14 protein-coding genes are annotated in these 18,988 nt (G+C 65.3%); 3 read left to right on the forward strand and 11 right to left on the reverse strand.

Annotation, left to right across the window (positions count from 1 at the left end):
- Positions 1 to 28 precede the first annotated feature (28 nt).
- A complete protein-coding gene (locus tag E1N52_RS03455) occupies positions 29 to 2,200 on the reverse strand; it encodes an NHL repeat-containing protein (RefSeq protein ID WP_133180554.1) in 2,172 nt (723 codons plus the stop codon).
- 399 nt (positions 2,201 to 2,599) lie between these two features.
- On the opposite strand from E1N52_RS03455, the gene E1N52_RS03460 reads away from it, so the two are divergent.
- From E1N52_RS03460 to E1N52_RS03470, 3 genes are read left to right on the forward strand one after another with little or no spacing between them, the layout of a single operon-like run.
- Complete coding sequence (locus E1N52_RS03460; protein WP_133180199.1) at positions 2,600 to 3,694, forward strand: acyltransferase family protein; 1,095 nt, start codon at positions 2,600 to 2,602, stop codon at positions 3,692 to 3,694.
- A gap of 37 nt (positions 3,695 to 3,731) precedes the next feature.
- Entirely contained in the window at positions 3,732 to 4,775 is a 1,044-nt protein-coding gene (gene gmd / locus E1N52_RS03465; RefSeq protein WP_028203130.1) for a GDP-mannose 4,6-dehydratase, read from the forward strand.
- Positions 4,762 to 5,718, forward strand: coding sequence for a GDP-mannose 4,6-dehydratase (locus E1N52_RS03470; protein WP_133180201.1), 957 nt, complete (start codon positions 4,762 to 4,764; stop codon positions 5,716 to 5,718). The genes gmd and E1N52_RS03470 overlap by 14 nt, the downstream gene beginning before the upstream one ends.
- A 79-nt stretch (positions 5,719 to 5,797) precedes the next feature.
- Here E1N52_RS03470 and E1N52_RS03475 read toward each other — a convergent pair whose 3' ends face one another.
- The 10 genes from E1N52_RS03475 to E1N52_RS03520 form a co-directional block, all read right to left on the reverse strand.
- Positions 5,798 to 6,955 carry a glycosyltransferase family 4 protein gene (locus tag E1N52_RS03475; protein ID WP_069266043.1) on the reverse strand — a complete coding sequence of 386 codons (1,158 nt, stop codon included), beginning with the start codon at positions 6,953 to 6,955 and terminating at the stop codon, positions 5,798 to 5,800.
- A gap of 31 nt (positions 6,956 to 6,986) precedes the next feature.
- Complete coding sequence (locus tag E1N52_RS03480; RefSeq protein ID WP_133180203.1) at positions 6,987 to 8,207, reverse strand: glycosyltransferase family 4 protein; 1,221 nt, start codon at positions 8,205 to 8,207, stop codon at positions 6,987 to 6,989.
- Positions 8,204 to 9,685, reverse strand: a complete 1,482-nt coding sequence (locus E1N52_RS03485; protein ID WP_133180205.1) for a glucose-6-phosphate isomerase — start codon at positions 9,683 to 9,685, stop codon at positions 8,204 to 8,206. The genes E1N52_RS03480 and E1N52_RS03485 overlap by 4 nt, the downstream gene beginning before the upstream one ends.
- Positions 9,686 to 9,687: 2 nt before the next feature.
- Positions 9,688 to 10,833: a glycosyltransferase gene (locus tag E1N52_RS03490; RefSeq protein WP_133180207.1), complete on the reverse strand. Its 1,146-nt coding sequence runs from the start codon at positions 10,831 to 10,833 to the stop codon at positions 9,688 to 9,690.
- Positions 10,834 to 10,867: 34 nt separating this feature from the next.
- Entirely contained in the window at positions 10,868 to 11,794 is a 927-nt protein-coding gene (locus E1N52_RS03495; RefSeq protein WP_133180209.1) for a glycosyltransferase family 2 protein, read from the reverse strand.
- 40 nt (positions 11,795 to 11,834) lie between these two features.
- Positions 11,835 to 14,081 carry a polysaccharide biosynthesis tyrosine autokinase gene (locus E1N52_RS03500; RefSeq protein ID WP_133180211.1) on the reverse strand — a complete coding sequence of 749 codons (2,247 nt, stop codon included), beginning with the start codon at positions 14,079 to 14,081 and terminating at the stop codon, positions 11,835 to 11,837.
- Between the two features lie 60 nt (positions 14,082 to 14,141).
- Positions 14,142 to 15,317 (reverse strand): polysaccharide biosynthesis/export family protein, encoded by a 1,176-nt coding sequence (locus E1N52_RS03505; RefSeq protein WP_133180213.1) that lies wholly within the window; start codon positions 15,315 to 15,317, stop codon positions 14,142 to 14,144.
- Entirely contained in the window at positions 15,314 to 15,763 is a 450-nt protein-coding gene (locus tag E1N52_RS03510) for an arsenate reductase/protein-tyrosine-phosphatase family protein (protein ID WP_133180215.1), read from the reverse strand. The genes E1N52_RS03505 and E1N52_RS03510 overlap by 4 nt, the downstream gene beginning before the upstream one ends.
- A 53-nt stretch (positions 15,764 to 15,816) precedes the next feature.
- Complete coding sequence (locus E1N52_RS03515; protein WP_133180217.1) at positions 15,817 to 17,232, reverse strand: UDP-glucose dehydrogenase family protein; 1,416 nt, start codon at positions 17,230 to 17,232, stop codon at positions 15,817 to 15,819.
- Between the two features lie 77 nt (positions 17,233 to 17,309).
- Complete coding sequence (locus E1N52_RS03520; protein WP_133180219.1) at positions 17,310 to 18,689, reverse strand: undecaprenyl-phosphate glucose phosphotransferase; 1,380 nt, start codon at positions 18,687 to 18,689, stop codon at positions 17,310 to 17,312.
- Positions 18,690 to 18,988 lie beyond the last annotated feature (299 nt).

An 18,988-nucleotide genomic window follows, 5' to 3' on the forward strand; every position in this document is an offset into this window, starting at 1 on the left:
GGTATCCAGTTGCGTGGCCCGTAACGGGTCAGGCCGGTTTCCAGCGGTACATGAGCACCTTGCCGCGCGCGTCTTCCTCGACGAACACGAGGTATTCGCCGTTTGCCTGGCGATGCGCGGTGATCCCGAACGGCACGTCGACCCAGCCCGAGGTGTTGCCCACTTCGGCGCCCGGGCCGAAGGTGCCGATCTCCTTCGCGCTGTCCTTGTCGTACACGTGGACGTTGCCCGCGGGCTCGACCACGAACACGTACTGGCCTTCCACCGTGAGCCCCGCGGGCGTGACGGGCGGTTTCGCTTTCGGGTCCCACGGCAGGCGCAGCATGTAGTGCTGCTCGGGGTGACCGCTCGACCACTTGTCGTAGCGCACCAGCACACGCCCCGCTTCCTTCCAGAAGCCGGGATCGTGCGGCGCATCGGCCGTGTAACCCGTCACGTAGAGCGTGTCGGTCTGCGGCTCGTAGATCGCGCGATGCACCTCGGTGAACGGCGCGGGGACCGCGTACTTGTCGAGCTTGTCGTACGAGTAGATCGGGTTGCCCTTCGCGTCGAGCCCGCCGAAGCGGAAGCGCCAGATGCCCTTGTCGTCGCGCGCGCGCCAGATGTCGCCGCGGGTGTCGATCCACCAGCCCCAGCCGCCGGCCAGATGATCGCGGCCCGGATTGCGCGTGAATTCGTCGGCGTCGAAGGCACCGTTGCCGTTCGCATCGCGCCAGATCCAGTCGCCGCCAGGCTGCGGCGCGTTCGGCACGTTCTGCACCCCGCGGCCGCGGCCCGCGATGAAGCCCGAGGGAATCGCGGTCTCGCCGTCGCGCTGCGCGTCGAAGCGGTAGATCTTCAGGTGGTCCGCGTACATGTCCGTGAGGAACAGGAACGTGTGCCCGTTCAACGCGCGCGCGGTCGGCAGGCCCGGCCACTGGTCGGTGTGAAAAACCGGATCGTCGGGATAGCGGAATCGATTGGACAGGAATCCGACATATTTCCAGTCCTGCCCCGGCGGCTTCGACAAGTCGAGTTCGAAGCGCTTGTTGCCGGTATACACGCTGTTGGGACGCTGCGGGTCCACCCACGCGCCGTCCACGAACAGCAGGCCTTCCAGGTTCCACAAGCGCTTGCCGGCAGGCGTATAGGCCTCCAGCGTCGCGCCAAGACCCGCGCCGATGTTGTCTTCGTGCTGCGGCCCGACGCCGTTGGTCGAGACGTAGATGTTCCCGCGCGCATCCGTGCCAACGCCCGTCAGGCCGTTGAAGCGGCCCGGACCCGGCCGCCCCGCGACGCCTGAGAAGATGCCGCCGCGCTCGCCGAGCGTCGCGCTTTGCGTCCACGACTTGCCGTTGCGCGTGAAAATGAGAATCTGCTGACGCGGCCCGTTATCGGCGATCAGCAGGCGCTGCTGCGGATCGAACGCGAGATCCACCGGCACCGAATCGTCGGGCAGTGCGAGCGTGTCGTCGAGGCGCTTGCCGTCCGCTGAGTAATGCTCGACGCGCGGGTGCGCGGCGCCCTTACCCGCTTCGGCGCCCGTCAGCACCCACACCGACCCGTCGGCTGCAAGCGCGATGCGGCCCGGCGCCTGCACGTCCCATTGCCCCTTGCGCTGCATCGAATTCGCGTCGTACACCTCGATGCGGTTCATCGGCGTGTTGCTCACATAGAGCGTCGAATCTGTTGCCGCGAGTCCGCCAATGTCGGCATGCGTGCCGGTGGGCACTTCGTTGATCTTCAGGAACGACGCGGAAAGCTGCGCATGCGGATTGAGCGGATCGGGCGAAGCCTGAAACGCGGCGGCGCGCTTGGGCTCATCGAGTGGCCGGCGCGTGATGCCGTACCACTGGCTGCCCTTCGCAGGCCAGATGCCGCTGCCGACGAGGTGCCCCTTCTCGTTGCCCACGCCGACCGCCGCATACAGATAGCGATGATTCACGGCCACGGCGTTGCCGCCGGCGCCGCCCCAACCATGCGTGCCGCCGGCAAAGCCGAGCGGCTTGCCGTCCTGGTACGCGCTGATCTCGGCGCCGCTCTCGTCCCACGGCGCGTTGGTGAACACCTTGCCTTCGGGCGTGACGGCGATGGCCGTGACGTTGATCTGCATCCACGTGCCTTGGCCGTTGCCAAAGCTATTGCCGATCCACGAGGTCGTCACGTTGAGTTGCGGCGCGGCGATGGTCTGAACCGACGACGTGCAGATAAACGTGCACATCGCGGCCAATGCCAACGTCCTGCGCAAGCGGCGATCGGGATTCGATAACGGCAAGGCAATTCCTCCGGTCTGATGACGGCAATCTGCCAGGATCATGCCGTACAAACCGTGTGAAAAATCGCCTCTAAAAAAGGGAAAATAATTCAAAAAAATTCAGTATTTATGACCCATTTCTGAGTGAGCCGGAAATAAATTCCAGAACGCGGGCGCTATGTCTGCAGGCCTTATGCAGCCTGGCACAGCCCGGTTTTCCGAATGTCATGCGGATTTCATATCGCGCAAATTCCGGCATTTAAATTCAAAAATCCGGAATCAATATATTTCGGCTTTTTGAACATTTAATTCTTTCTAGAATGAATCGCGAAGCAATCGCGCATGCATGAACCCACCGGAGAACCGATGACCGTTAGCCGCCTAGTCACTCAACAAGGCCCCGCCGAACATTCCCACCGCATCGTCCAGCTGGACGGTCTGCGTGCCTTCGCCGTGCTCGCCGTGTTCGCGCAGCACGCGTTGCGCGCGCCGCTGTGGATTGGCGTCGACCTGTTCTTCGTGCTGAGCGGCTTTCTCATCACCGGCATCCTGCTCGAGCGCAAGGCGCGCGGGCAATCGTATTTCAGCTACTTCTATGCGCGCCGGGTGCGCCGTATCCTGCCGCCCTACGTACTGCTGCTCATCGTTTCGTCGCTGCTGTTCGGCTTCGGCTGGGCGCACTACTGGCCGTGGTACGCATTCTTCGCCACCAATATCGGCGACGCGCTCGGCCAGAGCGGGCACGACAGCCTCAACATTCTCTGGTCGCTCGCCGTAGAAGAGCAGTTCTACATCGTGTGGCCCTTCGTCGTGCTGCTCCTGCCGCAACGGCTCATGGCTGTGGTGGCCGCCGCGCTCATCTTTCTCGTACCCGTGCTGCGCGCCGTCGCGACGCCGTGGTTCGACTCGTACTGGCCGATCTACTACCTCACGCCGTTCCGCATGGACCTGCTGGCCGCCGGCGCGCTGCTCGCCGTGCTCGTGCGCCGCGACCGCAATGCGCTCGAGCCCTTCAAATGGCCCGCCGCCGTGCTTTTCTTCGCGGCGCTCGGCGTGCTGGCCTGGCTGCACCTGCACTACCCGCGTTTTCGCGGCATGAACACGCCGCTCTCCAACGCGATGCTCTATAGCGTTTCGCTCGTGCTCTGCACCTCCATCGTCGTGTTTGCGCTGCAATCGAAAGGCATCGTGCGGCGCCTGCTGTCCAACCCGGTGCTCGTCTATATCGGCACGATCAGCTACACGATCTACCTCATTCACCTCACGATTCTCTATGCCGTGTGGCCGCTCCATTACGGCCGCATCCAGAGCGCCGCGATTGCGCTCGTCCTCACGCTCGCTTATGCAAGCGCGAGCTGGTTTCTCTTCGAGCGCCGCCTCACGCGCGGTCCGCGCCGCCGCCCAGCGGCTGAGCCGGTCGACCTCACCGCGCGCGTGAGCCAGTCGAGCCCGCAGTCGTAATTCCTGAATCCCGTTCGATACTTCAAAGGCACATCACATGAACGAACGTCGCAAAGCGATCATCACCGGTGTTTCCGGCCAGGACGGCGCCTACCTCACGCGCCTTCTCCTCGACAAGGGCTACAACGTCACCGGCACCTATCGCCGCACCAGCTCCGTCAATTTCTGGCGCATGAACGAACTGGGGATCCTCGATCATCCGTCGCTCGAGCTCGTCGAGCACGACCTCACGGACGCGGGCTCGACCCTGCGCCTCGTCGAACGCGCCCAGGCGCAGGAGGTCTACAACCTCGCAGCCCAGAGCTTCGTGGGCGTGTCGTTCGACCAGCCCGCCACGACCGCCGAAGTGACCGGCATCGGCGTGCTGAACATGCTCGAAGCGATTCGCGTCGTGAATCCGAAGACGCGCTTCTACCAGGCTTCGACCTCCGAAATGTTCGGCAAGGTCCAGGCCATTCCGCAATGCGAGGACACGCCGTTCTATCCGCGCAGCCCCTATGGCGTGGCCAAGCTGTTCGCACACTGGTCCACCGTCAACTACCGCGAGTCCTACGACATCTTCGCGACGAGCGGCATTCTCTTCAACCACGAGTCGCCGCTGCGCGGGCGCGAATTCGTCACGCGCAAGATCACCGACAGCGTCGCCAAGATCAAGCTCGGCAAGCTGAACATGCTCGAACTCGGCAACCTCGACGCCAAGCGCGACTGGGGCTACGCCTCCGAATACGTCGAAGGCATGTGGCGCATGCTGCAGGCCGACGAGCCCGATACCTACGTGCTCGCCACGGGCCGCACCGAAACCGTGCGCGACTTCGTAAAGATGGCCTTCGCCGCCGCCGGTTTCCAGCTCGAATGGTCGGGCAAGGGCGAGCGCGAAACCGGCATCTGCGTCGCCACGGGCCGCACGCTCGTGCGCGTGAGCCCGCGCTACTACCGCCCCGCCGAAGTCGATCTGCTCATCGGCGACGCGACCAAGGCGCAGGAAAAGCTCGGCTGGAAGCCGCAGACTTCGCTCGAGCAGCTCTGCCAGATGATGGTCACGGCCGACCTTGCGCGCAACGAACGCCATGACACATTCTGATCCCGCTAGCCGTCCGCGCGCGCTCATCACGGGCATTGGCGGCTTTACGGGCCGCTATATGGCCGCCCGCCTCGCGGCGGACGGCTACCGCGTGTGGGGCACCGTGCGGACGGGCGAATCGCTGGACGCGGAAGCCTTTCCGTTCGGCGCCACCGCAATCGAAGCCGACTTGCTCGATCGCGCCGCGATTGCCCATGCGCTCGAGTCCGTTCAGCCCGACGTGGTCGTGCATCTCGCCGCAGTGGCCCACGTGGCCGACAGCGACGTTGCACGCACCTACGTCGTGAACGTGGTCGGCACACGCAATCTGCTCGAGGCACTCGCGCAGCAGAAGCACGTGCCGCGCGCCGTCTTGCTCGCCAGCAGCGCGAACGTCTACGGCAACGCCACGAACGGCGTGATCGACGAACAGGTCGATCCCCAGCCCGCGAACGACTACGCGGTCAGCAAGCTCGCGATGGAATACGTTGCGAGGCGCTTTCAGGCGCAATTGCCGATCATCATCGCGCGCCCGTTCAACTACACGGGCGTGGGCCAGTCGCCGGACTTCCTGATCCCGAAGATCGTCGACCACTACGCACGCGGCGAAAAGCAGATTTCGCTTGGCAACCTGCACGTGGCCCGCGACTTCTCCGATGTGCGCGACGTGGTGAACGCCTATGCGCGGCTCGTCGAAGTCGCGCCGCGCGGCACCACCGTCAACGTCTGCTCGGGCAGCGGCCAGACGCTAGGCGCGCTGCTCGACATGCTCGCGCGCATCGCCGGCTACGAGATCGAGGTGCACATCGATCCGCGTTTCGTGCGCGCCAACGAAGTGCGTCAGCTGATCGGGTCGAATGCGAAGCTGCGCTCCATCGTAGGCGACAGCTCGCGCAAGCACCTCGAAGAAACCTTGCGCTGGATGTACGAAGAGGCCCGCGAACGCGTGCTCGAAACGCAATAGCGCTGCTTGCTGACGCTTGTTCTACAAATAAACCGCCGCTCTCCCGAGCGGCGGTTTTCGTTTGGTCGATCGACTCGCTTCAGTGAGCGGCGATGGCTTCCGCGTACACACCGGCCACGCGCTTCGCGATCACGGCGTTGTCGAAGTGCTCGCGCGCATACGCCTTGCATGCCTCTTCATCCGGCAGCTTGATGCGGCCCGAGAGCGCGCCGTCGATGCCATCGGCGATCGCGTTCGCGCCCGTGCTCGGCAGCACGAGATCTTGCGAAAGACCCGCCACCGCCTCCGGCAGACCGCCCACGGGCGTCACCAGAACCGGCGTACCCGCGGAAAGCGACTCCACCGTAATCAGGCCGAAGCCCTCCAGCGCAACCGTCGGCACCACGCTCAGCGTAGCCGCGCGATAGAGCGATGGCAGGTGCGCGTCGGGCACGAAACCGAGCAGCTTCACGTTGTCGGCCAACCCCGCTTCGTCGATACGCTGCTGAAGTTCGGATTCCAGACGGCCGCGCCCCGCGATCAGCAGGAGCACGTCCGGGTGGCGCTGCTTCACCATCTTGATCGCGTCGATCAGATCTTCGAGGCCCATGCGGCGCACGAGGCGGCGCACGGCCAGAATGATCGGGCGGCCTTGCGGCAACTGGAGCTTCAGGCGCGCTTCCGCCGTCGTGCAGGCCGGGTCGAAATGCGCCGTATCCACGCAGCCCGGCACGATGCGCACGCGCTCGGGCGAAATCGCGTAGCGGCGCGTGAGAATGTCGCCAAACGCCTTCGACAGCACGATGAGCCGCGAGGATCGCTCGTACACCGACTGCTCCAGCGAGTGCTTGATGCGCTGGCTCAGCGTGGCCGCGCCTTCCACGAAGCTTTCGTCGGCCCACGGTCCCTGGAAGTGCGAAACCTGCGGAATGCCGCGCGTGACGTCGAGCCCGGGGAAGGTGTAGAGCGCGAAGTGCGAGGAAATCACGTCGGGACGGTGGCGGCGAATCTCGCTGCGCAGCGCACGGCGCGCGTCCATGAGGCGAAACGGCAGCGAGCGCGAAGCGGAGCCGAAGCCGTGAATCGCGCCGCCGCTATCCTGGGCCACCTTGGGCGAGCCGGCCACGACGCCGCGCACGCGCACGCCCGCACCGGGCAGCGCGCCGACGAGCGAGTAGTACATGCGATCGAGGCCGCCTGCGCGCTCGGGAAACCAGTGCATGCCGATCTGCAGCGATTGAATGGATTGTGTGGTCATCGCGTGTCCTTATTCTGCATGTATGCGGTTATCAGGGGGTTTCTGCGCGCTGGAGCGATTGACCGCCCGGCAGCGTCGCAGCGGCGAACGCGGGTTCTTCGCGGCGCACGGCCGCGCTCGCGTCGCCGGCCAGTTGCCGGTAGAGCGCGATGTACTGCGCGGCCATGCGCGCCCAGCCGAACTGCGTGGCCAGTTCCGCCGCGGCCTCGCCCATCGCGAGGCGGCGCGGCGTGTCGCTGGCGAGCGTCTTCACGGCGTTGGCGAGCGCCGGCACGTCGTCGGGGTCTTCGAGCACGATGCCGCAATCGGGCGTGATGATTTCCGCGCCGCCTGCCGTGCGCGCGGTGACGACGGGCAAGCCCGCGGCCATCGCTTCGAGCAGCGAAAGACTCATTGCTTCGTAGCGCGAAGGAAATACGTAGGTATCGACAGAGCGCATGAGCGTGGGCATCTCGCGCACGAGGCCGAGAAAATGCACCCGCGATTCGATGCCCAGCTCGCGTGCGAGTTCGGGATACGGGCTGCCCGGCAGGTAGCCCGCCACGGCCAGATGCACGTTTTCGGGCATCTGCTTCATGGCGTGCAGCACCGTGCCGAGGTTCTTGCGCGGCGTGCGCAGATCGCCCACGAAGAGCAGCAGGAACGCGTCCGCGGGCAGCGAGAACTTCGCGCGGTCTGCGCTCGCGGCCGAGAAGCCGCGCGTGTCCACGCCGTTGTAGATCACGTCGAGCCGCTCCACGGGGTTGCCGCCCGACGCGCGAATTTCGTCGGCGACCTTGCGCGAAACGGCCGCGATCACGCGCGAGCGCCGGTACGCCCAGCGCTCGAGCACCGCATTGGCGCGCGTGTAGACGAACTGATACGCGGACCACACGCCGCGCGTGAGACCGAACGGGTAGTACTTGCTGCGCGCCCAGCCGCCGTGCACGAAGTGCGCGGTGTTGACGTCGGCGTGCGCCCAGGTGATGAAGCCGTTCACATGAAGCACATCGTAAGCGCGCCGGTTGCGGCGCAGCCACAGCGCGCTCTTCACCGCGAATACCTGCTGGCGCAGCAGGTTGGTGGGCCAGGCGCGCGAAGGTTGCACATTCACCCATTTCACCTTGGGGTGGGCAAGCAGCTCGGGCGCGACATGCGAGGCGACCAGCGTCACCTCGAACCCCTCGTCGAGCGCGGCGCGCGCGATTTCATGATTGACGCGGCCCTGGCCGTCATTGTGGCGCACGACATGCGTGACGATTGCGACTCTCAATCGGAGACCTCCGTGGTAGGGGCATGGCGTTGCAGCTTCGCCCAATGCCCCGCGCTGAGAATGGAAAACACGCTAGAAAAGAGCAGCAGGCCGCCGGTGCCGACGAGCGAGTTGGTGAACACGAGCATGGCGAAGATCGATATTGCGAGGCTCAGGCACGCGCACACGTAGCGGTCCTCGGGAAAACGCATCGACACGCGCACCGCGCGCACGAGCAGCCACAGCACGCCCGACATGTAGAGCAGCGTGCCGGGCCAGCCGAGCACGAACGGAATGTTCATCACGCCGCTGTCGAAGCTGCCGTACTGGCCGAGCTGGCCGTTGTTGCTCGAGAGCTTGGTCGATGCGCCGGTGGCGCCGAGGCCCTCGCCCGTCACGTCGGTGAAGGCCTTTTTCGCGAAGTCGGCATAGAACTGGTTACGCGCCTCGTAGCTCTGGTCGTCCTTCAGGTTCACGAGCGTATTCAGACGCTGCTGCATGCGGTCCGCCACGGGACCGAACGTGAGCAGCGGCACACATACGCCCGCCAGCACGACCGCGCTGACGATGATGCGAATGCGCACCTTGTTGCTCGACTTCATCAGCTGGATCACCATGGCGATCGCCCAGCCGCCCCAGGTGGAGCGCACGAGCGAGAGCGCGAACGAGAAGAACCCGAACGCCGCCGCGATCCAGCGCACACGATGCTTCGCGGCCATCACGAACACCATCGCGCCCATCATCGCGAATGCGAACGGGCCCGACGAGTTCATCGTGCTGAACACACGCACGCCGAGCGGCACAGGGTCGCCCTGCGAGTTCATGTCCGAGCCGATCATCCACATCGCATCCCACGGCGGCATGATGAAGAACTGCACGAGACCGTACGCGCCCATCACGAGCATGCCGTAGATGAAGGTATTGATGATGGTCTTGCTGCACTCGGGATACTGGCGCGTGAGCACCATGATGTGAAAGCCGATCAGGAACGGATAGATCCAGTTGGCAAGGTCATAAACAGCCGCGGCCGGGCCGCTCCCCACCACGCCCACCACGAACCCATAGCCGATGCCGAGCAGCGCGAGCAGGAGCGGCAGACCGCGCCGCTGCCCGAGGATCGGGTAGTAGCGCAGCAGCGAAATGCCACTGATCATCGTGACGGCGAGCGGCGCGACCTGAATGAGGCTGGTGGGCGTGAAGCCGCCCTTGCCGTAGTCGGCGAGACGCCGCACTTCGGGGCTCAGGAACCACAGCCACCACATGAAGCCGATATAGCGCACCGGGTTCACGAAGTAGAGCCAGAATCCCACCGCGATCGAGAGCACGGGAAACGCCAGCGTGAGCACGGTGCCCTGGTGCGCGCCGATCAGGAGCACCGTGAATACCCACAAGGCGAGCGGCGGCAGCGTATCGCGGCCGAGCAGGCTGCGCAGGCCGCCGCGGCGGCGGCCTTGCTGGCTCGCCGGCGCGGGTGCGGGGATAGCGGTCGTGACGTCCATGATCACATCCCGCGCGCAGCGACGCCCCGGCCTTGGGGTTCGCTCGTGATCGACTCGCCGTTGAGCGCGTCGCGCTCGTGCAGCATCTCGCGCGTGAGCTGCGCGTGCTGCCGTGCGAAGTGCTCAGTCGTGAGGTCGCGCGTGTGCAGCTGCTCGCAAGCTTCACGCGCCTGGGCGAGCGCCCGCGCCGGGTCGGCCACGAGCGCATTCGCCGCGTCGCGCAGCTGCTGGGCGTTGAACGGCTCGACGTACGAGGCGGCCTTGTCGTCGAAGTAGTCTTCGAGCGCGCCCACTTTCGTCGCGATCATCGGCTTGCCGAGCGCCGCGGCTTCCAGCATCACCGTGATGCCCGAGGCGTGCGTGTTGGGACGCAGCGGCACGACGATGATGTCCGCCCAGTCATACAGCGCATGCTGTTGCTTGATGCCGGAAACGCGCACGATTTCGACGTTGTCCGCGCGCGCCGATGCCGGCATGCGCCGACGCGTGGCAATCCGCACCTGGTAGCGCGAATCGTTGCCGAGCGCGCTGACGAGCGTGGTCCAGTCGCGGTCGCGGTCGTTGCCGATCGCGGCCACGCGCACGGGCGTATGCGGCGTCCATTCCGAAGGCGGACGCAGCGGAAAATCGTTGGTATTGAGCCCGTAGAGCACGTGGCGCGCCTCGCGCCCGAAATACTCGCCGCACAGCGCGGCATTCTCGCTCGCGAGCGTGGTGAGCAGATCGGCGCGCTTGAGCAGCCGCTTGTAGATCGCACGGCGCAGCGCGCCGTAGCCCGGCCAGCGGTCGAGCAGCCACACGCTTTGCGCCAGTAGCAGCGGGCGCGCGCCGCCCTTCTTCGCGGTCATCAGCAGCACCAGCGCCACGGCCAGATGCTCCTGCTCGGTATGCGTCCAGATGACGTCCGATTGCAGAATGGCGCGGCGATTACGCCAGGCGTGAATGAAGTCGAAACCGGCCGCGGCCTTCAGCGCGCGCCGCATGAAGCGCATGGGCGTGCTTTCGCTCGCGTCCTGCGCGTAATTGAGGGCGAATTCCGCAGATTCCGCGTGATGGTAGCCGTACAGGCTGCCGATGTTCTCGCCTTTGCGATAGCGGCGCGGATCGGCGCCATAGAAAAGGTGGACGTGGACTTGCGTACCGCTCATTCGGGGTCCTCCGTGTAGTCGTTGGCCGCGCCGCTCAAACGTGCGCGCGGCGCGCCTCTCGTGCACCGCCGCGCACCGCGCGCCAGCGTGCGAACGCCGCGCCCGCGGAATCGCCGCGCACGGCGCTCAGGCCCGTGTGCACGAGGCCCGGATACACGCGCGTGCCGACGAGCGCGTACCACCACCAGGCGGTTTCGCGGCGCAGCGGCGTGAGATGGCCGAGCAGGATCAGATGCAGGTTGTAGGCGGCGTTGCGGATCGAGGCGAGCGTCTGCGCGTTGCGCGGGTCTTCGCCCGGGCGCGGCGCGGGGTAATGGTCGACGGCCACGAGCGGGTCGTACACGAGCTTCCAGCCCGAGCGCTTCACGCTCATGCTGAACGCCATGTCGTTATGCGTTTGCGCGCCGGTACCGCGCAGGCGGCGGTCGAAGCGCAGGTCGCCGATCGCCGCGCGCCGATAGCTCATGTTCGCGCCCTTGAGCAGATCGACTTCGCGCGCGCCGCCCGCGCCCAGATGATGGTTGCCGATGATGCGGCCCGAGGGCTGCAGCTTGCCCACGAGCGTGCGCTCGCCGTCGATCATGCGGCCGCCTTCGTGCACCCAGTCGCGCCCGCCCAGCGCGCCGAGCTTCGGGTCGGCCTCGAAGGCCGCCGCGATGCGCGCGACCCAATCGGCGCGCGGCGCGGCGTCGTCGTCGGTAATGGCGATCACGTCGCCCGTCGCGGCATCGATGCCGCGATTGAGCGCCGCCACCTGCCCCGGTTCCTCGACGATGGCCACTTCCACGTTCAGCACGCGGGGCGTGACGTGTTCGGCGAGGCACGCGTGCGTCGCCTCGTCGTCGGCGCGCGCCACCACGACGATCTCGTCAGGCGCGCGCTGCTGGCGCAGCAGCGCCGAAAGACAGCGCGACAGATCGTCAGGACGCCGATAGGTCGGCACGAGCACGGTCACTTTCATCGCGAGTTCTCCTTTGCTGTGCTTGATGGGGCCGTTTGCGTCATGCGCTCAGGTACTCGCGCACGTTCGCGTAGCCATAGGCGTAGTTGCCGCGCGTGTTCGCCGGCACGCCGTTGAACACCCCACCCTGCACACGCACACCGGCGTTGCGCAGTCGCTTGAGCGCCTCGGCGATTTCGCCTTCGGTGTGCATGCCCGAACGCAGCACGAGGAACGTCGAGCCCGCATGGCCGCCGATGATGGCGGCGTCGGTCACGGCGAGCACCGGCGGCGTGTCGATGAGCAGCACGTCGTAGCGGTTCGACAGGCCTTCGAGGTACTGGCCCAGACGCGGCGACATCAGCAGCTCGGAAGGATTGGGCGGACGACGGCCGCACGACATGAAGTGCAGGTTGTCCACTTCGGTCGCGCGAATCGCCTCGTCCAGCGAAATCTGCCCCGAGAGCAGCTCGGAAAAGCCGTTTTCCTGCGGGCCGCCCAGATGGCGTTCGAGCGCGCCACGGCGCATGTCGCCGTCGATCATCAGCACGCGCTTGCCCGAATGGGCGAGCAGCACGGCAAGGTTCGCGGTGAGGAAGCTCTTGCCGACGCCCGGCACCGAACCCGTCAGCATGACGACGCGATTGCGCGCGTCCATCACGCTGAACTGCAGCGAGGTGCGCAGGCTACGCAGGCTTTCGACCGTGAGGTCCTTCGGGCGCGAGTTCGCGAGCACTTCACGCAGACGCGTACCGCCGCGCACCGGGGCGCGCTTTTCGAGCGCCAGCTGCTCCGGCGAAAGCGGCACGAGGCCGTACACCGGCAGCTGGAACGAGCGCTCGATCTGGTCCGGATCGACGATGCCCTTGAACATGTTGCGGCGCATGAGCACAAAGCCCGTGCCGAGAATGATGCCGAGCAGCGACGCCGCCGAGATGATCAGCAGCTTCTTGGGCTTCGACGGGTTGCCGGGGCGCAGGGCCGGATCGACGATATGCACGTTGCCGCCCGTGCCCACGCGCTGCACCGAAAGCTCCTGAATGCGGTTGAGCAGCAGCACGTAGATGTCCTCGGCCACCTTCGCGTCGCGCTGCAGCTGCACGGCCTTCACTTCCGTGGCCGGCAGGTCGCGGAACTTCGTGTCGTACTTCGCGCGCTCGCCCTGCAGTTGCGCGAGCTGCTGGCGCGCCGCGATCAGCACCGGGTGCTGGTCGCCGAAGCGCTGCTGGAGCGAGGCGATCTGCAGTTGCAGCGCCGAGATTTGCTGCTCGTACTGCACGCTGCCGTCGAGATAGATCTTCGCTTCGTCGCTCGCGTTGATCGAACCCGACTTGCTCTGGTAAGCCGTGAGCGCCGCTTCGGCGTTCTCGAGGTCCGACTTCAGGCGCGGCTGTTCGCTGCGCAGGAAGTCGAGCATCTTGCTCGCGTCGGCTTGCTTCGTCGCCACGTGTTCGCGCAGGTACGACTGCGCCACCGCGTTCGCGATCGCAGCCGCGTGCTCGGGGTCGTTGTCTTCGAGTGAGATGTCGATAATGCCCGTCTGCTTGCCCTGCTCCTGCACCTGGATCGCGTTCTGGAAACCGCTGATCGCGTCGAGGTCGTTCAGGCGCACGACCTTGAAGCGGGTGCCCGGACGCGCAACGAGCTTGTTCACGAGCAGCTTCACGCCGCCGCCCTGCTCGACCTGGCCGACGGTGCCTTCGAGCAGGCGCGCGCCGTCCGGCGTCGAAACCACGTAACGGTCGTTGTCGAGCGCGGTGAGCGTCAGCTTCTTGCCTTCGAGCTCGGGCGTAACCTCGATCGAGTCGATGTTGATGACTTCGCCGCCCCACGCGAAGTTGCTGAGCCAGTTGCTCAAGCCGAACCACGGACGCGCGGGCGTGCCCGGCGTCGCAAGACGCGCGGACAGGCTGCCGATCAGGGGCAGCATGACCGGCGTGACGGTGGTGTTCAGCTTGAACTGCTTCACCACCGGCTCGACCACGCTGCGGCTCTTGATCATCTGGATTTCGGCGTCGGTGGGCAGACTGCCCGTCGACGATCCAGAGCTGATGTTCGCGCCGGTTTGCGTTTGCGTGAGAGCCTGCGACGTGTAGTCGGAAGGCTCCACGCGAACCTGGGTGTCGGCCGTATAGACCGGCTTGGCGATGAAGCAGTAGAACACGGCCATGGCGATCACCGCCGCCGCGATCGCGATGAGCCAGCCGATGTCGTCGATGATGACGCGCAGCAACTGGCCGAGGACGACGTCCTCTTCCTCGGTGCGGGCCGCCGGGGCCGCCTGGCTATTGGCTTGTATGGTCACGATTCAATCCCGTTGTTTAGGTGTTGCTCCTGCATCCTCTTTCGAAGCTCTTCGATCACGCTTTTACTTCGCGATCTGCTTCAGATAGAAGACGGTCTGGATGGTCGGCAGCACCTGCTGCAACACACGGTTGAAGGTCGTCGAAGCGGCCGTGCCCACGTACACCACATCCAGCGGCTTGAGCTGGAACTGCGACGAAAGCATGATCGCGTCGGGCTTGGTCATGTCGAGACGGTAGATCTCGGGCTGCGTTGGGTTGTCCTTCATGCCGCGCATCACGAAGATCTGGCGCGGGTTCGCGTCGGTATCGAGAATGCCGCCCGCCTGGGTGAGCGCGTCGGCGATCGTGAGGTCGCCGCGAATCAGGTTCGTCTGCAGCGGCGTCTTCACTTCGCCCATCACGAAAATTCTGCTATCCGAACGATCCGGAATATTGATGACGTCGCCGTCCTGCAGCAGCACGTTCTGAGTCGAATCGCCGCCGTCGAGCATGCGGTTCGCATCGAGGATGTACAGCTTGCCGTTGCGCGTGAGGCGCACGCGGTTGATGTCGGCGTTGTCGGTCGTGCCACCCGAGCGCGTGATGGCGTCCACCAGCGTGAGCGGCACGTCGCTCATCGAGAGCGGGCCCGGCGTCTTCACGTCGCCCGTGATCTGCACCTTCTGGCTGCGGTACGCGAGCACGCGCACGTCCACCTGCGGGTTCTTCACATAGGGGCCGAGGCCGGACGCGAGCTGGTCGCGGATCTGGCCGGGCGTCTTGCCCGCGGCCATGATGCGGCCCACGAACGGGAAGAAGATCGTGCCGTCCTTCGCCACGGTCTGTCCGTACGGGTCGGCCTGGCCCGGCAGCGCGTTGGTATAGGGCTGCGTGAGCGCCTGACCCACCGTCTGCGTCGTGTTGCCGCCCGTGGAGAACGTCGAGCCCTGCGGCGTCGACAGCTCGGGGTGATCGAACACGGTCACGCCAAGAATGTCCTGCGGCGCGATGTGATACGTGTAGTCGGCAGCGCTCGAGAACTTCGAGGGCGGCAGCGGCGCCTTCGGCTGGGCTGCGGCCGCTTGCGCCTGCTGCAGCACGACTTGCTGCGTGATGAGCGTCACGTTGAATTGCTGCTGCGGCTGGTTGTTCGGCTGTTCTTTCAGGCTCGACGTGTCGAGATAATTGCCGGGCGCCGTCGCGCACGCGGAAACGAAGACGCTCAACGCGACCACCGCCGTCAGTTTCAGTTTTGTCATTGGCATATTCGGCTCAACCATCCCTTAACCATACGATCCATCAATTCAAGACTCTGGCGATACGCGGACTCATGGAGTCCATGCGGATCGCTGACATCAGAGTTCTCCCAATTACCGAGCGCGTACACCTTGCCGCGCGCGGTGGGTTCAATGCGCTCGACCGCGGCGACCTGGCGGCGCTCGGTCACGAGCACGAGGTCTGCGGAGCGCACGAGGCGGCTGGTGAGGCGGCGCGACTGATGCCCGCCCACCTTCACGCCGCGCTCGGCAAGGAGCCACTGCATCACGGGGTCCATGTCGTCGCCGTCGCGCGCACGCAGGCCCGCCGATTGAAACGATTCCGGCCGTGAGCCTGTCTGTTCGCTCAGACGCTCGCGAAAGAGCTGCTCCGCCGCCGGCGAGCGGCAGACGTTGGCGTGGCAGACGATGAGCACGTTCTTGATCATGATCGCGTGACTCCCTTCCTTTACATGACGCTATGCACGAAGCCCGGCACCGCTCAGGCCACTGCCTGCGTTGCGGCGCTTTCGGCGCGTGCGCGGCTTGCCTGCGTCGCGCTGGCACGCCCCACGGCGTGGTACTCGATGCCGAGTTCCTGCAGCGCGGACGGCTCGTAGAGATTGCGGCCGTCGAACACGATCGGCATCTTCAGTTGCGACTTGAGCGTTTCGAAATCGGGCGCCTTGAAGACCTTCCATTCGGTGGCGACAACGACAGCATCCGCTTCGCTCGCGGCTTCCATCGCGTCGTTCACGAACGACAGCCGCGCCTGATGTTCCGGCGCGTGCGCGAGATCGAGCGCGAGTACACGCTTCGCCTCGGCGGTCGCGACCGGGTCGTAGGCCTTGACCGTGGCGCCGCGCGCGAGCAGTTCGGCGATGAGCGTGCGGCTCGGCGCCTCGCGCATGTCGTCGGTGTTCGGCTTGAACGCGAGCCCCCAGACGCCGAACGTGCGGCCCGTGAGGTCGGAGCCGAAGCGCGTGACGATCTTCTGTGCGAGCACCTGCTTCTGCGCTTCATTGACGGACTCCACGGCACGCAGGATCTGCAGCGGCTCGCCGAAATCCTCGGCAGTGCGCATGAGCGCCTTCACATCTTTCGGGAAGCACGAGCCGCCATAGCCGCAGCCCGCATAGAGAAAGTCGTAGCCGATGCGCGGGTCCGAACCCACGCCGCGGCGCACGGCCTCGATATCGGCGCCGACGCGGTCGGCGAGATTCGCGAGTTCGTTCATGAACGAAATGCGCGTGGCGAGCATGGCGTTGGCCGCGTACTTGGTGAATTCGGCCGAGTGCACGTCCATGTAGAGCGTGCGCTCGTGATTGCGGTTGAACGGCGCATAGAGGCGCTTCATGACCTCTTTCGCGCGCTCGCCGGGCACGTCGTCGTTGCAACCCAGCACGATGCGGTCGGGCCGCGCGAAGTCCTCGACTGCCGCGCCTTCCTTGAGGAACTCGGGGTTCGAGACCACCGAGAACATGTGGCTCTCGCCACGCTTACGCAATTCGGAGGCGATCGCGTCGTGCACGAGCGCGGCCGTGCCGACCGGCACCGTGGACTTGTCCACCACCACCTTGAAACCGGTCATGTGGCGGCCGATGTTGCGCGCGGCCGACAGCACGTATTGCAGGTCGGCGGAGCCGTCTTCGTCGGGCGGCGTGCCGACGGCGATGAACTGCACGTCGCCGTGCGCGACCGCCGCTTCCACGTCGGTCGAGAACTTCAGCCTGCGCGCGCGCACGTTGCGCTCGATGATTTCCTTCAGGCCCGGCTCGTGAATCGGCACGATGCCCTGATTGAGCAGGTCGATCTTGCGTCCGTCGACGTCGAGGCAAAACACGTCGTTGCCAATGTCGGCAAGACAGGCGCCCGTCACGAGACCCACATAACCGCTGCCAATGATCGTCAGATTCATGCCCACCTCAAAAGTGATTGATTCTTCATGTCACGCGAAACGTTGCGCACATCTGCATTGCGCGCACTCGCTTCGCCTCAATATGCGTTCTGGCCTGCGAAGCCCTTCCACATGGTCATCGCCACGATGCGCAGGTCGAGCGCGAAGCTCCAGTGCTGCATGTAGTGCAGATCGAAGCGCACGCGGTCGCGCATCTTTTCCACGCGATCGGTTTCGCCGCGAAAGCCGTTGACCTGTGCCCAGCCCGTAATGCCGGGCTTGATGCGATAGCGCGCCATGTAGCCGCGCACGAGGTCCTTGTAGATGTCGTCGTGCGCAAGCGCGTGCGGACGCGGACCCACCACCGACATCTCGCCCTTGAGCACGTTGATGAACTGCGGCAGCTCGTCGAGGCTCGTGCGGCGCAGGAACGCGCCCACGCGCGTCACGCGCGGATCGTTGCGGCGCGCCTGGGTGATCTGGCCCGCGACTTCCGCATGGACCTTCATCGAGCGGAACTTGTAGATTTCGAACTCGTTGCCATCCAGCCCCTTGCGGTGCTGCTTGAAGAACACCGGGCCCTTCGACGTGAGCTTCACGGCAAGCGAAATGACCGCCAGCAGCGGCGCCAGCGCGACCAGCACGCCACCCGCGAACACGATGTCGAACACGCGCTTGGGCAGCACGCGCAGATCCGTGACCGGCGACGCCGCGAGATTGATGGCGGGCACGCCGAGCAGATCGACCACGGGCTGGCTGAAGAACGAGAGGCTGCGCACATCCGGAATGAAGCGGATGTTCACGAAGTCGTTGCGCAAGGCCGTGACGATGCGGTGGATCGTGCGCTCCTTGGTGATCGGCAAGGCGAGCCACAGCTCGCGCACCTCGTTCTTGCGCACGAACTCGAGCATGGCCTGGAGGTTGCGTTCCACGGGCACGCCGTCGATTGCGGCGTCACCATCGGCGTCGCTGTCCTCGTCGAACACGAGCGCCGGGTGAAAGCCCGCTTCCGGGTGAAAGCGCATGTGCTCGATCAGGAAGCGCCCATAGCGCGGGCCGCCCACCACCGCCACGGCCTTCTGGTTGTAGCCCTCGCGGCGAATGCCACGCAGCACCATGTGCACGAGCGCCTTCGAAACGATCAGCAGCGCCACAGAGGCGACGACCCAGTACGCGAGCCACAGCCGCGAGAGCGAATCGGCGCGGTGCAGGCTGAAGCTCAGCAGGATGCCCGTGCCCTCCACGGCGAGCCAGGCGGCGCACACGCGGGCAAAGAGGACGTACAGCGACTTGCCGCGCCACGACTTGTAGATCCCGAACGCCGGGAACATCCAGATCGCGAGCACGCAGTTGAACGCGAGCGCCACGCTCTCCGCGTCGGTGAGCGGCACAAGCTGGCCACGGTGCAAGGCGGCCGCGAGCAGCGCTCCAGCGGCGATGGCGGCAACGTCGAAAATTCTGGCTAGAACGCTGAGCATGTCCGGCACCTCGGGTTTAAAAAATGAATCGCGGCCACGCACTGCAAATCATGGCCGGTCGCTTCAAAAGTTTCTGGGACTGCGTCGCCGCAAAGAAACGTCTGGCGTCGCGAATTCTGATCCGAATAAACCCTAATAAGGCGCGATAAAAATTCCGGCCGCAAGCCTCAAAAGTATCTCCAATTGTTTCGTCCCTTTCGGGTCAATTTTTCGCGACTTTTGTCGGCAAAGATTGCCAAAATGCACACCTGTATTGGCTCACAACCCCATTCACCCCGGCAGATTTTTCCTGCCAGGAC

It is taken from the genome of Paraburkholderia guartelaensis (assembly GCF_004353905.1).
GTDB classification, from domain to species: Bacteria; Pseudomonadota; Gammaproteobacteria; order Burkholderiales; family Burkholderiaceae; genus Paraburkholderia; species Paraburkholderia guartelaensis.